The sequence below is a fragment of the Candidatus Methanomethylophilaceae archaeon genome, from assembly GCA_017524805.1.
Lineage (GTDB): Archaea > Thermoplasmatota > Thermoplasmata > Methanomassiliicoccales > Methanomethylophilaceae > Methanoprimaticola.
In genome coordinates this window covers 1-17,836 of the sequence record JAFXUX010000024.1, presented here as the reverse complement: position 1 = coordinate 17,836, position 17,836 = coordinate 1, and the positions used below count along the sequence as shown (strand labels likewise).

Below are 17,836 nucleotides of genomic sequence, written 5' to 3'. Positions count from 1 at the left end.
CAAGGCCGAAATCCTGCGCGGATCGGGCGGTGCGGTTCGGCTGTTATTATTTTTATCATAGTCTTTTTTTTCTCATTTAGTGGAGCAGACAACCACAATTGCATCGATTTATGCATTATTTTACCGTTCAGCACAATAATTTTAAATAATATCATTTTCTTGAAGTATTGCTTTAAAATAATCATCAATGTATAATAATATACAGAGTGGTAAAATGGAACCGAAGCTGGAAGAAGTCTTGAAGGCGGCCGCCGATGGGAGATACAAGAAATACCCGGTATGCCGCAGGATCCGCTGCGAAAGGACGCCGACGGAGATTGCCAAAGTCCTGATGAATGTCTCCAGCCACTGCTTCCTTCTGGAGAGCGTGGACGAGGACAAGAACTGGGGGCGCTATTCTTTCCTCGGTTACGAACCGTCTCTGGCAATCTCCTGCAAGAACAGGACCATGCGCATAGGCGACCTGGAGCTGACCACCGAGGATCCGGCCAGCTACATCCGCCAGGTCATGGAGGCCAACAGAAGCCCCAAGGTCCCCGGGATGCCCTCCTTCACCGGCGGCCTGGTCGGTTATTTCGCGTATGATTACATGAAATATGCCGAGCCTTCGGTCAAGCTCAACGCCAAGGACGACGAAGGGTTCCAGGACCTGGATCTCATGCTCTTCGACAAGGTCATCGCCTTCGACAGAGCCGACGGCTGCGTCGTCCTCATAGTGAACGTGGATCTGAAGGCGCCCGAGACGTCGTTCAACATGGCCCGCTTCGAGCTGGACAAGATGGAGAGCCTCGTCGTCAACGGGGAGCCCAAGCGCGGGCTCAGCGGCCGCATGACATCCGATATCAGGCAGCTGTTCGGCCAGGAGAGGTATTGCTCCATGGTCGAGGAGGCCAAGCGCCACATCTTCGACGGGGACATATTCCAGATCGTCCTTTCCAACCGTCTGGAGGCCGATTTCGAAGGGAGCCTCTTCGGCGCGTACATGAGACTCCGCGAGATCAACCCCTCGCCTTACATGTTCTATTTCTCCGGAACCGACATGGAGGTTGCCGGATCTTCGCCGGAGACTCTGGTCAAACTGGAGGACGGCGTGCTGCACACTTTCCCTCTTGCCGGAACCCGTCCCCGCGGGAAGACCCCCGAAGAGGACGCGGAACTGGAGCGCGGCCTGCTGGCCGATGTGAAGGAGCTCGCCGAGCACGACATGCTGGTGGATCTGGGCCGCAACGACATCGGAAAGATATCCCGCTTCGGGACCGTGGAGGTCGAGAGGTTCCATTCGATCCAGAGGTTCTCCCACGTCATGCACATCGGTTCCACCGTCCGCGGGGAGATCCGCGAAGGGATGGATGCTCTCGACGCAGTCGGCTCCATCCTTCCCGCCGGCACCCTTTCCGGCGCCCCGAAGATCATGGCCAGCCGCCTCATCAACAAGCTGGAGAACAACAAGAGAGGCATCTACGGCGGGGCCATCGGGTACATCGATCTCGCCGGGAACCTTGACACCGCGATCGCCATCCGCATCGCCTACAAGAAGAACGGCAAGGTCTTCGTCCGCAGCGGCGCTGGCATCGTCGCCGATTCGGTGCCCGAGAAAGAATACAAGGAATGCCTGGACAAAGCCGCGGCGGTGGTCGCAGCGCTCAAAGCGGCGGGAGGCGATGATCAATGATTCTCATAATCGACAACTATGACAGCTTCAGCTACAATCTATATCAGCTCATCGGATCCATAGTCCCGGATGTCCAGGTGATCAGGAACGACTCCAGGACCGTGGACCAGATCTACATGATGAGGCCGGACGCGATCATCCTGTCTCCCGGTCCGGGACGCCCGGAGGACGCCGGAGTCTGCGTGGAGCTGGTCAGGAGGCTGGGGGCGAAGATCCCGGTTCTGGGCGTATGCCTCGGACATCAGGCCATCTGCCAGGCCTTCGGCGGATCGATAATCCATGCCAAGCGTCCGATGCACGGGAAGCGCTCCGTGATCACCGTTACCGGCGCCGATCCGATGTTCGAGGGGCTGCCGAAGGAGATGGGCGTAGCCAGATACCATTCGCTGGCCGCGGATCCTGATAGAATCCCCGACTGCCTTTCGGTCACCGCCATGTCGGAGGACGGAGAGGTCATGGCAGTCAAGCACCGCATCTACCGCATACACGGCGTGCAGTTCCATCCCGAGTCGATACTGACCCCCGAAGGGAAGGCCATGATGGAAGGGTTCCTGAGGTCGGCCGGGGTTCTCAAGGGGGACAGGCGATGATCAAAGAGGCCATCATCAAAATAGTCGACAAGCAGGACCTCACATACGACGAGGCGTACCAGGTCATGAGCGAGATCATGTCCGGAAAGACGACGCCGACCCAGAACGCCGCTTACTTGGCGGCTCTGTCTACGAAGAGCACCCGGGCGGAGACCATCGCGGAGATAGCCGGGAGCGCGGCCGCCATGCGCGACGGCGCCATCCCGTTCCGGAACCCTTACGACACCCTGGAGATCGTCGGGACCGGAGGGGACGGATCCCACAGCTTCAACATCTCGTCCACATCGGCGATGGTAATTGCGTCCTCCGGGGTGAAGGTGTCCAAGCACGGGAACAGAGCCGCCTCATCCAGAAGCGGATCCGCTGACGTCCTCGAAGCGCTGGGGATATCCCTGGACCAGGGGCCGGAGAAGGCTCTGGCTCTGCTGGACTATCCGGGAATATGCTTCCTTTTCGCCCAGAAATACCATCCTTCCATGAAGTACGTCGGCTCCATCCGCAAGGAGCTGGGAATCAGGACGGTGTTCAACATCCTGGGCCCGCTGACCAACCCCGCGAAGCCCAAGTATGAGGTCCTCGGAGTTTACGATCCTCTTCTCCTGGAGCCTCTGGCCCATGTCATGGACAGCCTCGGCGTTAGGAGGGGGATGGTGGTCCACGGCAATGACCGCATGGACGAGATCTCCGTCTCGGATTCGACTTCGGTCTGCGAGCTGCGCGACGGGAAGATCGAGAGCTATGAAATCGCCCCGGAGGATTTCGGCCTGGCCAGAGGCAGGAAAGAGGACATCGTCGGAGGGACGGCGGAGGACAACGCCAGAATAACGCTGGACATCCTGTCATCGGCGAAAGGCCCTAAGCGCGACATAGTCCTGATGAATTCGGCGGCAGGCCTGTATTGCGCCGGGAAAGCCAAGGATATGAGGGAAGGCATCGAGATGGCGGCCAACCTCATAGACGAAGGCGAAGCCATGAGGCTCCTGGAAAGGTACAGGAAGGCGAGCGCATGACCGTGCTGGACGAGCTGGCGGAAGAGGCCAGCAGAAGGGTTTCCGAGGCGGAGAAGGAGGTCCCTCCGGATGAGATGAGGCGCAGATCCTCCGCCGCCGCAGCCGGCCCTAAGCAATTCCCGTTCGAGGAGGCCCTGAGGAAAGAGGGCATGTCGTTCATATGCGAGGTCAAGAAAGCCTCGCCATCGAAAGGCGTGATATCCGAGGCCTATCCGTATCTGGACATAGCCAAGGAGTACGAGGCCGCCGGCGCGTCCTGCATATCGGTCCTCACCGAACCCAGCCGTTTCCTTGGGGACCTGGGCCATCTGTCGGAGATAGCCTCTGCGGTGCGCATACCGGTTCTCCGCAAGGATTTCGTCGTCGACGAGTACATGGTTCATGAAGCCAAATGCGCCGGCGCGTCCGCTGTCTTGCTCATCTGCTCGATTCTGAGCAAAGAAGAGCTGAGAAGGCTCATAGAAGTGTGCGATTCGCTTTCCATGTCGGCGCTGGTGGAAGCCCATGACCCGTCGGAGGTATCCATGGCTCTGGAATGCGGGGCCAGGATAATCGGGGTGAACAACCGCGACCTCAAGGATTTCACGGTGGACCATCTCAACTGCCTCAGGCTCCGCCCGATGGTGCCGGAGAACGTTCTGTTCGTGGCGGAGAGCGGGATAAAGAGCCGCCGGGACGTGGAAGACCTGGAGAGGAACGGGGTCGATGCCGTCCTGATAGGCGAGACGCTGATGCGCTCGGACGACAGGGCCGCGAAGATCCGCGAGCTGAGGGGCCTGCCATGACGCTTGTCAAGCTCTGCGGGATGCGCTCCGAGAGGGACGTCCACGAAGCCGCGGAAGCCGGGGCGGATGCGATCGGGATGGTTCTGACTCCGGGATTCTGCAGGAGCGTAGGACTGGGGGATGCGGCGAAGATGGCCCGCCTGATCCCGAAGGGCGTGATGTCCGTGGGCGTCTTCGTAGATTCGCCGGCAGAGGGGGTGGCATTCATGGCCGAATCTCTCGGCCTGAAAGCGGTGCAGCTGCACGGCTCCGAGAGCGACGGCTATATTTCCCGCCTGCGCAGCATGACCGACGCGGCGATAATCAAATCTTTCATCGTCAGAAGCGCGGAGGACATCAGGAAAGCCGGGTCTTCGTCCGCGGATCTGATTCTTCTCGACGGCGGGATGGGATCTGGAAAGGCATTCGATACGTCGTTATTGTCTCTGATGGGCCGCGAATACATCCTGGCGGGGGGTCTGACTCCGGACAGCGTCAGCGAAGCCGTTATAAAACTGCATCCATACGCCGTGGACGTGAGCTCCGGGATAGAGACGGACGGCGCGAAGGATCCCGAGAAGATGAGGGCGTTCGTCAGAGGAGCGAAGACGGCCGGTAAAGGGGCTTGCATATGACCAATCCAAACGGAAGATTCGGAATCCACGGGGGGCAGTACATCCCCGAGACGCTTATGAGCACGGTGATCGAGCTCGAGGAGGCTTACAACCGCTTCAAGGACGATCCGGAGTTCCAGAGGGAGCTGAAAGCGCTTCTGGACGATTATGCTGGCCGCCCCAGCCGCCTGTATTATGCCAAGAAAATGACCGAGGATCTGGGCGGGGCCAAGATCTATCTCAAAAGGGAGGATCTAAACCACACCGGCGCGCATAAGATCAACAATGTCCTTGGCCAGGCCCTTCTGGCGAAGAAGATGGGGAAGACCCGTCTCATAGCCGAGACCGGCGCCGGCCAGCACGGCGTGGCAACGGCGACCGCGGCAGCTCTCATGGGCATGGAATGCGTCGTCTACATGGGCGTCGAGGACATGAGGAGGCAGGCCCTCAACGTGTACCGCATGAGGCTCCTGGGCGCCGAGGTCCGCGGGGTCGAGACCGGCACGGGCACCCTGAAGGACGCCGTATCGGAATGCATGCGCGAGTGGACCTCCCGCATCGACGATACGCACTACTGCCTGGGCTCGGTGATGGGCCCCCATCCGTTTCCCACTATAGTGAGAGATTTCCAGTCCGTCATCGGCAAAGAGATAAGGGCCCAGATGATGGAGAAGGAGGGAAAGCTCCCGGACATGCTGGTGGCATGCGTCGGAGGCGGCAGCAACGCCATCGGTACTTTCTACGATTTCATAAGGGACGAGGAGGTGGAGCTGGTAGGATGCGAGGCCGCCGGCAAGGGAATAGACACCTTAGAGACCGCAGCCACGATAAACATCGGGAGGCTGGGCATATTCCACGGGATGAAGTCCTATTTCTGCCAGGACGAGTACGGCCAGATAGCTCCGGTGTATTCGATATCCGCCGGCCTGGACTATCCGGGGATCGGCCCGGAGCATGCGTGGCTCCACGACATATCCCGCGCCCGCTATGTTGCGGTAACCGACGAGCAGGCGGTGAGGGCTTTCGAGTATCTGTCGCGCACAGAAGGGATAATCCCGGCGATAGAGTCGTCCCACGCCCTGGCTTTCGTGATGGAGCAGGCTCCGAAAATGGATAAGAGTAAGACTATAGTGGTAACACTTTCAGGCCGCGGCGACAAGGACGTGGCTTCCATAGCCAGATACAGGGGGGAGAAGATAGATGAGCGATATCGGCGGAGCATTCAAAGGAAGAAAGGCTCTGGTCGCATTCCTGACCTGCGGGGATCCCGATCTGGACACAACGGCCGAGATAGTCCGGTCGATGGCATCCAACGGCGTGGATCTGGTGGAGCTGGGAATACCCTTCTCAGATCCCACTGCCGAAGGGCCGGTGATCCAGGCCGCGAACGTGCGTGCCCTGAAGGCCGGCACCACCACCGACAAGGTGTTCGACATGGCCGAATCCCTCCGCGGCGAGATAGACATCCCGCTGGCGTTCATGACCTATGCGAATGTAGTATTCTCATACGGCACCGAGCGCTTCCTGTCCCGCTGCGAGATGGCTGGCATCAGAGGGCTGATACTTCCGGACGTCCCGTACGAGGAGAAGGAGGATTTCGAGCCCGCATGCAGGAGGCACGGCGTCGCATTGATCTCCATGGTGGCGCCCACGTCCCATGACAGGATAAGGATGATCGCGAAGGAGTCCGAGGGCTTCCTTTACGTGGTCTCGTCCATGGGAGTGACCGGGACCAGATCGAAGATAACCACGGACATCTCGCCGATGATCGAAGCCATCAGGGAGAGCACTGAAACTCCCTGCGCGGTAGGGTTCGGAATATCGACTCCCGAGCAGGCCAGGGACATGTCCCGCCTGGCGGACGGCGTTATCGTGGGATCGGCGATCGTCAAGATCGTGGCCAAGAACGGCAGGGATTCCGCCGGGCCGGTGGGGGAGTTCGTCAGATCGCTGAAGGACGCAATGCTCGAGCGCCTGGAATAATCGGCGCTGGCCGTCTTATCTGTGATCTATGACGGCCGTCGCTTTTCTGCGGCGGAGGGTCAGAAACATCACGAAAGCGAAGAAGGAACCTGTGAACGCCACCGCAGCGGCCAACCTCACGGAGAAATCCAGGGGGACGGACCAGATGATGCCCGTACCTGCGGCCGCGATGACTATGAGGGCGATTATCTTCGCCAGGCTTCCGCCTTCGCTGTAACGGTCGGCACGCTCATCGGCCGCTGTCAGCCCTCCCCAGAACCAGTCCCATGCGATTATGAACCTGTCGTCGCTCCGGAGCCGGATCTCAATCCTCTTGCTGCACTTTTCCGATCCGGCATTGATGACGTGCGTACCTTCCTCCAGCTCGAAGGAGCATGATTCTCCTGACCGGATGGAGGCGGATTCTTTCCCGTCGATCTCCAAGGAAAGCTCGCGGCCGGTCCTGTCTCTTGCCCCGTCATATTCGATTGTAAGGGAAGGCATGCGATGAAGATTCCATTCCGCAATAATTATTTGTACGGTGCATGTCCCGTTCCGCAGGGCATTTCTTCCGGATTCAGAATTTATTAACAGCTTCAGAGCGATGCCGCCCCTGATAAGATGATGCGCGACATCGTGAGGATAGATCCGGAGAAGTGCACCGGATGCGGGGCGTGCGCGGAGGCATGCGAAGAGGGGGCCATCCAGATGATCGGCGGGAAGGCGGTGCTGGTCTGCGAAGACCATTGCGACGGTCTCGGAGCATGCCTCCCATCCTGTCCCGCAGATGCCATATCCATCGAAAAGAGGGACGTCCCGGAATTCTCGGCCCCATCCGGGATACCGGCCGTCCAGCCGGGAATCCCTATGCAGCCTGCTCATTGCCCCGGTTCTATGCCCAGAACCATCGGCGGAGGGAAAGAGGGTCCAGTCTCCGGAAGATCGCCTAGCAGGCTGTTGCAGTGGCCGGTGCAGATCCGTCTCGCGCCTTTGAGGGCCCCGTATTTCGAAGGCTGCGATCTGCTGGTAGCCGCCGACTGCTCCGCGTTCGCCTGCGGAAGCTTCCACGAGGATTTCATGAAAGGGAAGATCGTGCTGATCGGCTGCCCCAAGTTGGACCCGCAGGATTCCTGGCGCAGGCTGGCCGAGATAATCGCGTCCAACGGCATCAGAAGCGTGACGGCCGTGAGGATGGAGGTGCCCTGCTGCGGTCCCCTTTCCGATGCGGCCAGATCCGCCGCCGATGCCTGCGGGGTTCCTTTTTCGTCCGTTACCCTGGGCATCGACGGAATCCCGAGGGGATGATTTTATCCGCCGATAAGCGATATTTCTTCCTGCCTTTCCGGCGGCGGGAACCGTCCGGAAGCCGTCCGAGCAAATGATCCTGAAATATCTGACGAAAAGGGAATGGGCTCTCTTCGCCCTCGCAGCCGCTTTCATAATCGCCCAGGTGTACTTGGATCTCAGGATCCCGGAATACATGAGCGAGATAACATACGGGCTCCAGAGCGGCACATCCTCCGAGGAGATCGCGAGATGCGGGCTGGAGATGCTCGGATGCGCCTTGCTGAGCCTAGGGTGCTCGATGTGCACGGGATACCTGATAGCGAACGTGTCATCTTCTATGAGCCGGAACATCCGCCTGAAGCTTCTGGACAAGATCCAAAGCTTCTCGCCGGAGGATGTCGACAGATTTTCGGTCGCTTCCCTGATCACCCGCAGCACCAATGACATCACGCAGGTCCAGCAGTTCGTCGCCCGCGCCCTGCAGACCGTGGTGAGATCCCCGATCATGGCGGTATGGGCGATTGCGAAGATCTCCGGCAGCGCGTGGGAATGGACCTTCGTCACCGCTCTGGCCGTCGTGATCATGATGACGGTCATCATGCTGGTGATCTGGCGCTCGATGAAGTATTACGAAAGGATCCAGAAGCATATCGATACCGTCAACCGCGATACCCGCGAGAGCATCACCGGCGTCAGGGTCATCAGGGCCTACAACGCCGACGAATTCCAGATGAGGAAATTCTCCGAAGCTTCCGAGCTGCTCCTCAAGGACAATCTGTCAGTACTCCGCATAATGTTCCCGATGTTCACCATCACGTCCGTGCTTACCAATTTCCTCACCATGGCGATCTACTGGATCGGGGCGACTCTGATCGCCAAGGAAGGCGACGTGGAAGCGCAGATGATTCTTTTCTCTGATATGATCGTGTTCTCCTCGTATGCCATCCAGGTCCTGAGGGCGTTCATGATGATGACCGAGATCATCCGCGCGTATCCGAGGGCATCAATCAGCGCCAAGAGGATCGAGGAGGTCCTCGACAGCGAGCCCAGGATCAAGGGCGGAAGCTCGGAGGGCGGAAAGGACGGGGGCACCATCGAATTCAGGGACGTAAGCTTCGGATACCCCGGGTCAAACGTCCAGACTATCAAGAACATAAGCTTCGGAGTCGGGAAAGGGCAGACCCTGGCCATCATCGGGCCCACCGGATGCGGGAAGAGCACGGTCGCCAAGCTCATGCAGAGGATATATGACGCCGATTCCGGGCAGATCCTCATCGACGGGACTGATGTGAGGGACTATTCCAGGGAAGCATTGGCCTCGAGATTCTCCTATGTTCCGCAGTCGACCGTGATATTCACAGGCACCGTAAGAGACAACGTCAACTACGGGGACACCGCGCCGGACAGAAGCGACGACGACGTCTGGAGGGCGCTGGAGACCGCGCAGGCTACCGGATTCGTCAGGAGAATGTCCGACGGGCTGGATTCCCAGGTCTCCCAGAGAGGAAAGAACCTTTCCGGAGGCCAGAGGCAGAGGATAGCCATCGCCAGGGCGGTATGCCGCCGCGCCGAGATCTGCATCCTGGACGATTCCTTCTCCGCGCTGGATTTCAAGACCGACAAAGACCTCCGCGCCGCTCTGAGGAAGGAGATGGCCGGCTCCACCGTAGTGATCGTCGCGCAGCGCATAGGGACGATCATGGACGCCGACGTCATCGTCGTGATGGAAGAAGGCAGGGTGCAGGGGATCGGGACCCACGGGGAGCTAATGGAAAACTGCCCTCTGTACCGCGAGATTGCGGTGTCCCAGATGACGGAGGGGACGTTATGAGCGTCGAGCCCCGCTGGGCGAAGTACGAGAAGGCCAACAGCCTCTGGAGCACGGTAGCCCGTCTGTTTGTCTACATCGGGAAGTACCGCTATCCCATCTATGCGGGGATACTGATCTCATTCTTCGCATCTCTGATCACGCTCGTCGCCCCCCAGTATCTGAAAACCGTCACCGACGAGATCTCCGCGGGCATAGGCACGTCGGCAGTGATGGATTTGGCGGCGGTCGCGAACGGCATCATAATCCTGCTGGTGCTGTACTCGGTAGCCGCCATTCTGAAGTCGGTTTCGACCATAATCATCCCTTCCGCCTCCGAATACAACGGGAATTACATGAGGAAGGACCTCAGCTCGAAGATAACCCGTATACCGCTGGGATTCCTGGACAAGCTGAAGACCGGCGACGTGATGAGCAGGATCACCAACGATACGGACACCATCCGCAACCAGTCCGCCAACAGCATCTCCAATCTGATCACCGCAGTGACGATGATAATAGGCTCGCTGGCCATGATGCTGATCACCGAGTGGCGTCTGGCCATCGTGTCCATAATCCCGGCCCTGCTGGGCTTCTTCGCCGTCCTCATCCTGGTCCGCCGGTCGCAGAAGTACTTCAAGAGGCAGTCCAGAGACCTTGGGAGGATCAACACCCTCATCGAGGAGACCTATTACGGCATGGACATCGTCAGCGCTTACAACGGCAAGAAGAAGGTCAGGGAGGATTTCTGCGAGATAAACGACAGTCTTTACGTCAGCTCCCTGAACGCAAGGTTCCTCTCCGGAGCTATGCCCCAGATAACCGGGTTCGTCTCCAACATAAGCTACGTCGTGGTGTGCATCATGGGCTCGATGCTCATCCTCGCCGGCGACATCTCCTACGGCGTGGTCACTGCTTTCATAATCTACGTGAAGGAGTTCAGCGCCCCCCTCGAGCACATGTCCAGCTCCATTTCCAACCTCCAGACCGTGGCGGCATCCGCAGAGAGGGTCTTCGAGATCCTGGATGCCCCGGAGATGGGGGATGAGAGCGGCAAGGCAGACATGCCGGAGAACATCGAGGGAAGGGTGGAATTCGACGGGGTGCGTTTCTCCTATGAGGAAGGGAAGGAGATCATCCACGGCTTGAGCCTGACCGTCGAGCCGGGACAGAAGATCGCCATCGTCGGGCCCACCGGCTCCGGGAAGACCACCATCGCCAACCTGCTGATGCGCTTCTACGAGACCGATTCGGGGGACATCAGGATAGACGGCATCAGCCTCAGGGACATCAAGCGCTCCCAGATACACGAGATGTTCTGCATGGTCCTGCAGGACGTCTGGCTGTTCAACGGCACCATCAGGGAGAACATCGTTTTCAGCAGCGACGTGACCCAGGAGGAGCTGGAGGCGGCCTGCGAAGCGGTCGGGATAAAAACCTATGTGGAGTCCCTTCCGATGGGATATGATACCTATATCTCCGATGCGGATTCTCTTTCGGCCGGCCAGAAGCAGCAGCTGACCATCGCCAGGGCGCTGGTCAGGGACGCGCCGATCCTCATTCTAGACGAGGCCACCAGCTCGGTGGACACCAGGACCGAAAGGCACATCCAGGAAGCGATGGACAGGCTCATGGAAGGCCGCACGTCATTCGTCATAGCCCACAGGCTGTCCACTATAATGGGCGCCGACCTCATACTGGTGGTGAAGGACGGGAATGTCATCGAGAGAGGTACCCACCAGGAGCTTCTGGACAGAGGCGGATTCTACAGGGAGCTCTACGACAGCCAGTTCGAGAACTGCGACTGAATAATGGAAAAAGGTCCCCGCGCCCCGGATCCGGACGCGGAGGAATGGTTTCAGGGAAGGACTACCGACCCGGCCACCCTGAGCTTGCCGCCTTCCAGGTACATGATTATTGCCCTGTCGCCGGGCTTGTGGATCATGTCGGAGTCCAGATCGAACGCGACTTCCGCCGACCTGAAATCCGAGCCGTTGTCCACCGACGTTATCCTGCACGGAATCATCTGCATCCAGTGTCCGAGGTGGATGACCATTCCCTCTTTGAGGGGTGCGCCCCAGTATTTCACCAGGGACACCTTCCCTTTCACGGATCTGCTCATCTTCACCGAAGGGTCGGTGGTGACGACGAATCCCCTGTCCAGCTCGTCGGACTCTATGCCGCGGAGGGCGAGGCCCACATGGTCCCCTTTGACCCCGTCGTCGGCGTCGATGTCGTGCTTCTGGATGGATTTGAGGATCACTTCCTTCTTCACCGGGAACACGGTCATCTTGTCGTGCTTCCTGAAATATCCGTCTATGACGGAGCCGAGGATGACGGTCCCGACCCCTTTCACGTTGAAATGGGAGTCTACCGGGCAGGAGCCGCAGCTGCTTTCGCCGGGCTGCTTGGCTTCGGCTTTGGCCAGGGCAATCAGCTCTTCGCGGAGCTTTATGGGGTCATCCTCGCGGATCTCATAGCCTTCGAGGGCGGTCCCGGCGAGAAGCGGCTTTACCTGCTCGGGCTGGATGTAGTTCCTGAGGATGAGCCATCCTCTGCTCAGACCCAGCGCATCGGCCATGACGATGGTCTCTCCCAGAGAGGCGTCTATGCCATCCACCACGAGGATCCCGAATTCGGACATTGCCACCGAATAGAACAGCGACGAGAGCTTCTCAGGGTATTTCGAGGGCTCTATCAGCGTGAAGGAGTCGTGGCCTTCCTTGTAATCGTAGAAGGTCATGTCCGTGACGGTGCCTTTCTTTCCGATCTTCCCGGCGAAATCCTTTGCCCCAAGCACAGCGATGTTCAGGTTTCCCATCAGATTTCCCCGCTGGTTACCAGGCTGATGCCTTTGCTTTTCAGAAGATCCACCGCTTTCTGGGGGTCGTTGACCCTCATGTAGAACACGGAAGCCTTCTTTCCGGAGTATGCGTATCCGTACTCGATGTTGATCCCCGCTTTGCCGAAGGCATCCGCGGCCGCGAAGAGAGCTCCGGGAGTGTCCTCGATGGAGACCGCGATGACCTCGGTCTTCTTCACGATGATCCCCTTCTCCTTGAGTTTGCGATATGCCTCCTCGGGGTCGTCTACTATAGCTCTCAGAATGCCGAAATCGGTGGATTCGGCGAGGTTGAACGCGTGCATGTTGATGCCGCATTCTTTCAGAACGGACGCGACGTACGCGAGGCGCCCGGGCTCGTTGTTCACGAATATGGAAAGCTGCTCTATTATGCTGTCTGCCATCAGATCACCCTCTTGTCGATCACTCTCTTTGCCTTGCTCTCGAACCTCGGAAGTTCGCCAGGAGCCTTGAGCTCCACTTCGGCCGCTATGTTGAGGTATCTCTTCAGCTCTGCCTCGACGCGGGACCTGAGCCTGTTCATGTCCTCGATCTTGTCGCTGAATGCTTCCTCTTTGATCTCCACCTGGATCAGAAGCCTGTCAAGGGCCCCTTCCCTGGTGACGTAGATCATGTAATGGCCAGCCAGCTCGGGGATGCGGAGCAGGGTGTACTCTATCTGCGATGGGAACACATTGATCCCGCGTATGATAAGCATGTCGTCTGAACGTCCGGAGATCCTCGATATCCTGGGGGATGTGCGCCCGCAAGCGCATTCTTCGGTGCTCAGGGAAGTGATGTCCTTGATCCTGTAGCGGATCATCGGCATGGCCTCTTTCTTGAGCATCGTGACGACGAGCTCTCCTTTCTGACCTTCCTCCAGAACCTCGCCGGAATCCGGGTCGATGATTTCGCAGTAGACGATGTCCCCGGCCATGTGGATCCCATTCCTCTCCTCGCATTCCGTGAACATGGGGCCGGCCATCTCCGACGTCCCGTAAATGTCGTAGGCTCTCACGCCCATCGTCTCTTCGATGTGCTTCCTCATGTTGTCGGACCAGGGCTCCGCTCCGAGGACGGCCTTTCTGAGCTTGGTATCCCTGCGTATGTCGACGCCCATCCTCTTCGCCACGTCTCCGATGTGGACCAGATATGACGGGGTGCACGCGATCGCCGTGACTCCGAGGTCTTTGATGAGCTCGACCTGGCGTTCGGTTCCTCCGGTCCCGGAGGGAAGCACGGTGGCCCCTACTTTCTCGGCGCCGTAATGCAGGCCCAGACCGCCGGTGAAAAGCCCATACCCATAGGAAATCTGCATGGTGTCGTCGGCCCCTATGCCGACGGAAGTCAGAGATCTGGCGAGGGCTTCGGTCCAGTAATCGAGGTCGTTGCGGGTGTAACCTACGAGGGTCGGCTTTCCGGTGGTACCGGATGAAACATGATATCTGACGACCTCGGAATTGGACGCGGTGAACATGTTGGTGGGGTAGTTGTCCCTCAGGTCCTGCTTGTACATGAAAGGAAGCTTGGATACGTCGGAGAGGCAGGTGATGTCGTCGGGGTGGACATTCTGCTCTTTCATCCTATCGTGATAGAATCTGTTGAACGAATACAGGTTGTTTACCAATGATTTGAGCTCACGGTATTGGAGTTTCCTGAGATCCTCCTTCTGCATGCATTCGATCTTTGTGTTCCAGAACATTGCTCGCTCTCCTGGAGGCGGTTTAGCGTCTAACGTCTATATTAAATTGATATAACTGGTCGCTGATGCTTCGGCGGAGAACTTCCATGGGGACCGTCACCGAACGCATAGAGGCATTCGCGGCCGAAACGGCGAGGATAGCCGCCATCGCCGAGTCGAAGATAGCCGACAGGGAGGACGATCCGCGCCCGGTATGCTTCTGGAACATGCACAACCAGGCTGTGATGACCCTTGAGATCATAGGGTTCTACGAGAGCGTCTGGCAGGGCCAGGAAGGCACCGAGGACGAAATGGTAGACAGGATCGTGGTCTCCACCAGGAATCTTTTCGTCAACGCCATGTCCTCCGCCGAAAAAGGCGCGAGGGACTGCATGAGGCTGCTCAAAGGCTCCCCGGTCAGGGAGAAGGCGGCCGAGAAAGGTGGCAGGATGTATCTCCGCGACATCATAACCGCGTCTGCCGAGCTCGGATACATAGGGGAAGACGATCTCGGAAGATGGGAGAAGATCCTTCTCATGAGGAATCTCGTAGTCCACAACAACGCCGTTTCCGACAGATCCGACGTGTTCGTCCTGGATGACCTGAAGATCTCCATGCGCCCGGAAAGGATGATGAAAGGCCCTCCGCACACGTACGTCTCGCTGTCGTCGGAGGTCGCCATGCTTACGTTCAGATGGATGTCATCCGTCTGCGGGAAGGGATGATGGGACAAAAAGAGCTGTGGGACGCCTTCTACCGCGGGAATTCCCGGGCATGGAGAGGCAATTCAGGCATTCCGATCCCGTGCTCCGGCAAAGCTCTGGATGTCGGCTGCGGCAACGGCAAGACGGTCTCGACCCTTTTGGACGCCGGTTTCCGCGTGGTCGGGGTGGATTTCTCGCCCGTTGCCATCGGAAAATGCGAGGAACTATACCCAGAAGCCGATTTTTTGGTTTCAGACGCATCCGAATTGCCATTCCAGGACGGGTCTTTCGATTATGTCACGGCGGTCCACGTTCTTGAGAATCTGGAGGACGGGAAGCTGGAGAAGGCGGCAAAAGAGTTGGAAAGGGTTTTGGCTCCGGGAGGATATCTTTTTGCCAGATGTTTCACGCCCGACGATATGCGTTCCGGAGCGAGAGGCGACGGATTCTTCTACAGGTATTTCGACGCGGAAGGTCTCCTCGCCCTGTTCCCGACCATGGAAGCCGTTTCTTCCGTGAGAAAGGATGAGCCCACCAGGTTCGGTACCGTAAGATCCCGCGCGGAATGCCTTCTTAGGAAGCCGCTCAGATCATGAGCTTCCTGTTCAGCGAATCCCCTCTGGCATCGGCTGCGACATGCGGCCTGACCTTGAGGATAAGATCTCTGAGCTCGTGGACTGCGCTTGGGATGTCTGGCTGCCCGACAGCCGCAGATACGACCGCCGCGGAATCGGCGCCAGCCCTGATCACATCCTGGATGTTGCCGCGGTTTATCCCTCCGATGGCTACCGCCGGGATGCCTATGCTGTGGGATATCTTGAACAAAGGGTCCAATCCGATGGCCTGATTGGCATCGGGCTTTGTGGCCGTCGTGAATATAGAGCCGACCCCGACGTAATCCGCGCCGTCCTCCTCCGCTTTCTGAGCCTGTTCCAGAGTGCTGACCGAAGCCCCGATTATGGCGGATTCGCCCATGATCTCTCTCGCTCTCGCCACAGGCAGGTCAGATTGGCCGAGATGCACCCCGTCCGCGCCGGAGATCATAGCCACATCCACTCTATCGTTGACGATGAAGAATCTGCCGAAATCGTCGGCCAATTTCCTGATGGCGTCGGCCTGCTCCAGCATAGCTTTTCCGTCGGCCTTTTTCATCCTGAGCTGGACGGCATCCGCTCCGCCTTTGAAGGCCAACTCAGCCGTCTGAGCCTCCGTAAGCCCCCTCGAAAGCGATGCGTCGGTCACAACGTACAGATCGAACATGCCAGCGGATGCCAGTCTGAGGTAATAGCGTTATGCCAAAGCCTTTCTATCCGTATCCAGATGATGATTCATGACCATCGTCTACCGCTACGGGAAGACATATTACGTCAATCTGACGAATCGCTGCCCGTGCAGATGCGTTTTCTGCGTCAGGAACAGGACGGACGCTCTGGGAGACGCCGAACGCCTTTGGCTGGACAAGGAGCCTACCCCTGAAGAGGTGATCGCGGAGCTGGAGACGAAGGACCTATCCGGATCCGATGAGATAGTGTTCTGCGGTTACGGGGAGCCGACTGAAAGGCTGGACGATCTCATCGCATCGATGAGGATGGTCAGAAGCAGGCTTGGCAAAAGGGTCCGCCTCGACACCAACGGCCTCGGGAATCTCATAAATGGCAGGGACATCGTCCCAGAGCTCGCGGAATGCGTGGACAGAATCTCGATAAGCCTGAACGCTTCCAATGCCGCGGAATATCTGGAGATCACCCGCAGCAAATTCGGCATCGAATCTTATCAGGCGGTCCTGGATTTCATAGCGGAATGCAGGAAATCCATCCAAGGGGTGACAGTTTCCATCGTCGGCGGGTATATCCCAGAAGAATCCGAGAGGAAATGCGCGGAAATAGCCGAAAAGTATGGGGTTGCGTTCAGAATCCGCCGATGCGGAATTTCTTTGTCCATGGATTAATGGCCTGACAATCATTTCCATCACTATTTCGACGTTTTTGGGCACCGTTCGCCGAGACTCTGAGATTCGTTTGGCATCCTATGCAAATGAGATTCCCAGTTAATTCTGATAATAAATGTTTTATAAGGTCATCATAATGCGAGCGACGGTTATAATGGCCGGCGAAGAGAATAAAACAAAGGAGCGCAAAGAGCACGACCCTATTTTCATGGTCTGCCTTGCGCTTTTCCTGATTGCGTGCGCCGCTGTGCTCGGCGTTTACGCTATCGATCACCTCTCGTCAAGCGAGGACAGAGTAGCGGCATACGGCGATTCTGTCACCGTCGATTACACGGGAACTTATTACGATTACATAGGCGGCAGCAGCGCGCTCCTTTTCGACACGAGCAAGAAGAGCGTCGCAGAAGACGACAGCGTCGCCAAGTCCAGCGATTTCACCGCCAAGTCTTCATACAGCCCTCTGGACATCACCATCGGGTCCGGCGGAGCGCTCGAGATGTTCGAGAACGCCATCGTCGGGCACAAGGTCGGAGACAAATTCAAGGTCATGATCCCCAGCGATCAGGCATATGTGGGCGCAGATACCACAAAGACGGCCTCGCTCAGCGGATTCACCGTCCCTGTCACGCAGATCATGCCCGCAACCGCGTTCGAGAGCCTCTATATTGGCAAAAAGATTGCCTATTCGGGAACCCTGTTCACTACGGTTTACGGATGGGAAGCCACGGCCTCCTTGAGTTCCACCGACAACATGGTGATCATCAACAACATGCCAGTCGCAGGACAGACCTATACCTTCTCTCCGGCGGGAGCCGCTCCCGAAGACGGAAAGGAGAAGCTCACGTTCAAGGTGACCTCGATCAGCGGAAACAACATCGTCTGCGATCTCTCGTTCAAGAACTACACCACCGTTTCCGGAGACACGATCCAGATGGAATCCTTCGATTTCGGAACC

Annotated in this window: 18 protein-coding genes and 1 pseudogene; 14 read left to right on the top strand and 5 right to left on the bottom strand. The window is 58.0% G+C overall.

The genetic code is table 11. The features are described 5' to 3' along the window. Window positions 1-214 precede the first annotated feature (214 nt). The 7 genes and pseudogenes from IKP20_05080 to IKP20_05050 all read left to right on the top strand — a co-directional run bounded on the left by IKP20_05080 (window position 215) and on the right by IKP20_05050 (window position 6,633). Window positions 215-1,672 (top strand): anthranilate synthase component I family protein, encoded by a 1,458-nt coding sequence (locus tag IKP20_05080; GenBank protein ID MBR4504325.1) that lies wholly within the window; start codon window positions 215-217, stop codon window positions 1,670-1,672. Next, window positions 1,669-2,262 carry an aminodeoxychorismate/anthranilate synthase component II gene (locus tag IKP20_05075; GenBank protein ID MBR4504324.1) on the top strand — a complete coding sequence of 198 codons (594 nt, stop codon included), beginning with the start codon at window positions 1,669-1,671 and terminating at the stop codon, window positions 2,260-2,262. Before IKP20_05080 ends, IKP20_05075 begins: the two co-directional genes overlap by 4 nt. After that, window positions 2,259-3,272, top strand: a complete 1,014-nt coding sequence (gene trpD, locus IKP20_05070; GenBank protein ID MBR4504323.1) for an anthranilate phosphoribosyltransferase — start codon at window positions 2,259-2,261, stop codon at window positions 3,270-3,272. Before IKP20_05075 ends, trpD begins: the two co-directional genes overlap by 4 nt. Then, the gene (trpC, locus tag IKP20_05065) at window positions 3,269-4,057 is read left to right on the top strand and encodes an indole-3-glycerol phosphate synthase TrpC (GenBank protein MBR4504322.1); all 789 of its coding nucleotides are present in this window, start codon (window positions 3,269-3,271) and stop codon (window positions 4,055-4,057) included. The genes trpD and trpC overlap by 4 nt, the downstream gene beginning before the upstream one ends. Then, complete coding sequence (locus tag IKP20_05060; protein MBR4504321.1) at window positions 4,054-4,671, top strand: phosphoribosylanthranilate isomerase; 618 nt, start codon at window positions 4,054-4,056, stop codon at window positions 4,669-4,671. Before trpC ends, IKP20_05060 begins: the two co-directional genes overlap by 4 nt. Continuing rightward, window positions 4,668-5,855: pseudogene (gene trpB / locus IKP20_05055) on the top strand (tryptophan synthase subunit beta). The gene IKP20_05060 and the pseudogene trpB overlap by 4 nt, the downstream one beginning before the upstream one ends. Next, a complete protein-coding gene (locus tag IKP20_05050; protein ID MBR4504320.1) occupies window positions 5,851-6,633 on the top strand; it encodes a tryptophan synthase subunit alpha in 783 nt (260 codons plus the stop codon). The pseudogene trpB and the gene IKP20_05050 overlap by 5 nt, the downstream one beginning before the upstream one ends. Window positions 6,634-6,648: 15 nt before the next feature. Here IKP20_05050 and IKP20_05045 read toward each other — a convergent pair whose 3' ends face one another. Further along, a complete protein-coding gene (locus IKP20_05045) occupies window positions 6,649-7,116 on the bottom strand; it encodes a hypothetical protein (protein ID MBR4504319.1) in 468 nt (155 codons plus the stop codon). A gap of 117 nt (window positions 7,117-7,233) precedes the next feature. On the opposite strand from IKP20_05045, the gene IKP20_05040 reads away from it, so the two are divergent. From IKP20_05040 to IKP20_05030, 3 genes are all read left to right on the top strand, one after another. After that, window positions 7,234-7,917, top strand: coding sequence for a 4Fe-4S binding protein (locus IKP20_05040; GenBank protein ID MBR4504318.1), 684 nt, complete (start codon window positions 7,234-7,236; stop codon window positions 7,915-7,917). A gap of 73 nt (window positions 7,918-7,990) precedes the next feature. Beyond that, entirely contained in the window at window positions 7,991-9,730 is a 1,740-nt protein-coding gene (locus IKP20_05035) for an ABC transporter ATP-binding protein (protein ID MBR4504317.1), read from the top strand. Continuing rightward, entirely contained in the window at window positions 9,727-11,514 is a 1,788-nt protein-coding gene (locus IKP20_05030) for an ABC transporter ATP-binding protein (GenBank protein ID MBR4504316.1), read from the top strand. Before IKP20_05035 ends, IKP20_05030 begins: the two co-directional genes overlap by 4 nt. Window positions 11,515-11,564: 50 nt before the next feature. Here IKP20_05030 and IKP20_05025 read toward each other — a convergent pair whose 3' ends face one another. Genes IKP20_05025 through IKP20_05015 form a run of 3 tightly spaced genes read right to left on the bottom strand, consistent with a single transcriptional unit; the run spans window position 11,565 to window position 14,223 of the window. After that, a complete protein-coding gene (locus IKP20_05025) occupies window positions 11,565-12,527 on the bottom strand; it encodes a translation elongation factor 1 alpha-related protein (protein MBR4504315.1) in 963 nt (320 codons plus the stop codon). After that, window positions 12,527-12,952 (bottom strand): amino acid-binding protein, encoded by a 426-nt coding sequence (locus tag IKP20_05020; GenBank protein MBR4504314.1) that lies wholly within the window; start codon window positions 12,950-12,952, stop codon window positions 12,527-12,529. Before IKP20_05020 ends, IKP20_05025 begins: the two co-directional genes overlap by 1 nt. Then, the gene (locus tag IKP20_05015) at window positions 12,952-14,223 is read right to left on the bottom strand and encodes a phenylacetate--CoA ligase (protein MBR4504313.1); all 1,272 of its coding nucleotides are present in this window, start codon (window positions 14,221-14,223) and stop codon (window positions 12,952-12,954) included. Before IKP20_05015 ends, IKP20_05020 begins: the two co-directional genes overlap by 1 nt. Before the next feature lie 113 nt (window positions 14,224-14,336). Between IKP20_05015 and IKP20_05010 the strand changes: the two genes are divergently transcribed. Further along, window positions 14,337-14,954, top strand: a complete 618-nt coding sequence (locus IKP20_05010) for a hypothetical protein (GenBank protein MBR4504312.1) — start codon at window positions 14,337-14,339, stop codon at window positions 14,952-14,954. Further along, complete coding sequence (locus IKP20_05005; protein MBR4504311.1) at window positions 14,954-15,529, top strand: class I SAM-dependent methyltransferase; 576 nt, start codon at window positions 14,954-14,956, stop codon at window positions 15,527-15,529. Before IKP20_05010 ends, IKP20_05005 begins: the two co-directional genes overlap by 1 nt. On the opposite strand, the gene thiE is transcribed toward IKP20_05005, so the two are convergent. Then, window positions 15,519-16,193 carry a thiamine phosphate synthase gene (gene thiE / locus IKP20_05000; protein ID MBR4504310.1) on the bottom strand — a complete coding sequence of 225 codons (675 nt, stop codon included), beginning with the start codon at window positions 16,191-16,193 and terminating at the stop codon, window positions 15,519-15,521. The two genes, IKP20_05005 and thiE, sit on opposite strands and share 11 nt — an antisense overlap. 70 nt (window positions 16,194-16,263) lie before the next feature. Here thiE and IKP20_04995 point away from each other — a divergent pair, with 70 nt between their 5' ends. Both IKP20_04995 and IKP20_04990 read left to right on the top strand, forming a co-directional pair. After that, entirely contained in the window at window positions 16,264-16,881 is a 618-nt protein-coding gene (locus tag IKP20_04995; GenBank protein MBR4504309.1) for a TatD family nuclease-associated radical SAM protein, read from the top strand. A gap of 154 nt (window positions 16,882-17,035) precedes the next feature. Beyond that, window positions 17,036-17,836: FKBP-type peptidyl-prolyl cis-trans isomerase (locus IKP20_04990; GenBank protein ID MBR4504308.1), on the top strand; the 801-nt coding region annotated here is incomplete at its 3' end.

Coding starts and splice junctions, on each gene's coding strand:
- IKP20_04995 (MBR4504309.1), top strand. CDS start 16,264: ATGACCATCGTCTACCGCTACGGGAAGACATATTACGTCAATCTGACG.
- trpD (MBR4504323.1), top strand. CDS start 2,259: ATGATCAAAGAGGCCATCATCAAAATAGTCGACAAGCAGGACCTCACA.
- IKP20_05050 (MBR4504320.1), top strand. CDS start 5,851: ATGAGCGATATCGGCGGAGCATTCAAAGGAAGAAAGGCTCTGGTCGCA.
- IKP20_05075 (MBR4504324.1), top strand. CDS start 1,669: ATGATTCTCATAATCGACAACTATGACAGCTTCAGCTACAATCTATAT.
- IKP20_05015 (MBR4504313.1), bottom strand. CDS start 14,223: ATGCAGAAGGAGGATCTCAGGAAACTCCAATACCGTGAGCTCAAATCA.
- IKP20_05045 (MBR4504319.1), bottom strand. CDS start 7,116: ATGCCTTCCCTTACAATCGAATATGACGGGGCAAGAGACAGGACCGGC.
- IKP20_05030 (MBR4504316.1), top strand. CDS start 9,727: ATGAGCGTCGAGCCCCGCTGGGCGAAGTACGAGAAGGCCAACAGCCTC.
- trpC (MBR4504322.1), top strand. CDS start 3,269: ATGACCGTGCTGGACGAGCTGGCGGAAGAGGCCAGCAGAAGGGTTTCC.
- IKP20_05010 (MBR4504312.1), top strand. CDS start 14,337: ATGGGGACCGTCACCGAACGCATAGAGGCATTCGCGGCCGAAACGGCG.
- IKP20_05020 (MBR4504314.1), bottom strand. CDS start 12,952: ATGGCAGACAGCATAATAGAGCAGCTTTCCATATTCGTGAACAACGAG.
- IKP20_05025 (MBR4504315.1), bottom strand. CDS start 12,527: ATGGGAAACCTGAACATCGCTGTGCTTGGGGCAAAGGATTTCGCCGGG.
- thiE (MBR4504310.1), bottom strand. CDS start 16,193: ATGTTCGATCTGTACGTTGTGACCGACGCATCGCTTTCGAGGGGGCTT.
- IKP20_05035 (MBR4504317.1), top strand. CDS start 7,991: ATGATCCTGAAATATCTGACGAAAAGGGAATGGGCTCTCTTCGCCCTC.
- IKP20_05080 (MBR4504325.1), top strand. CDS start 215: ATGGAACCGAAGCTGGAAGAAGTCTTGAAGGCGGCCGCCGATGGGAGA.
- IKP20_05040 (MBR4504318.1), top strand. CDS start 7,234: ATGATGCGCGACATCGTGAGGATAGATCCGGAGAAGTGCACCGGATGC.
- IKP20_05060 (MBR4504321.1), top strand. CDS start 4,054: ATGACGCTTGTCAAGCTCTGCGGGATGCGCTCCGAGAGGGACGTCCAC.
- IKP20_05005 (MBR4504311.1), top strand. CDS start 14,954: ATGGGACAAAAAGAGCTGTGGGACGCCTTCTACCGCGGGAATTCCCGG.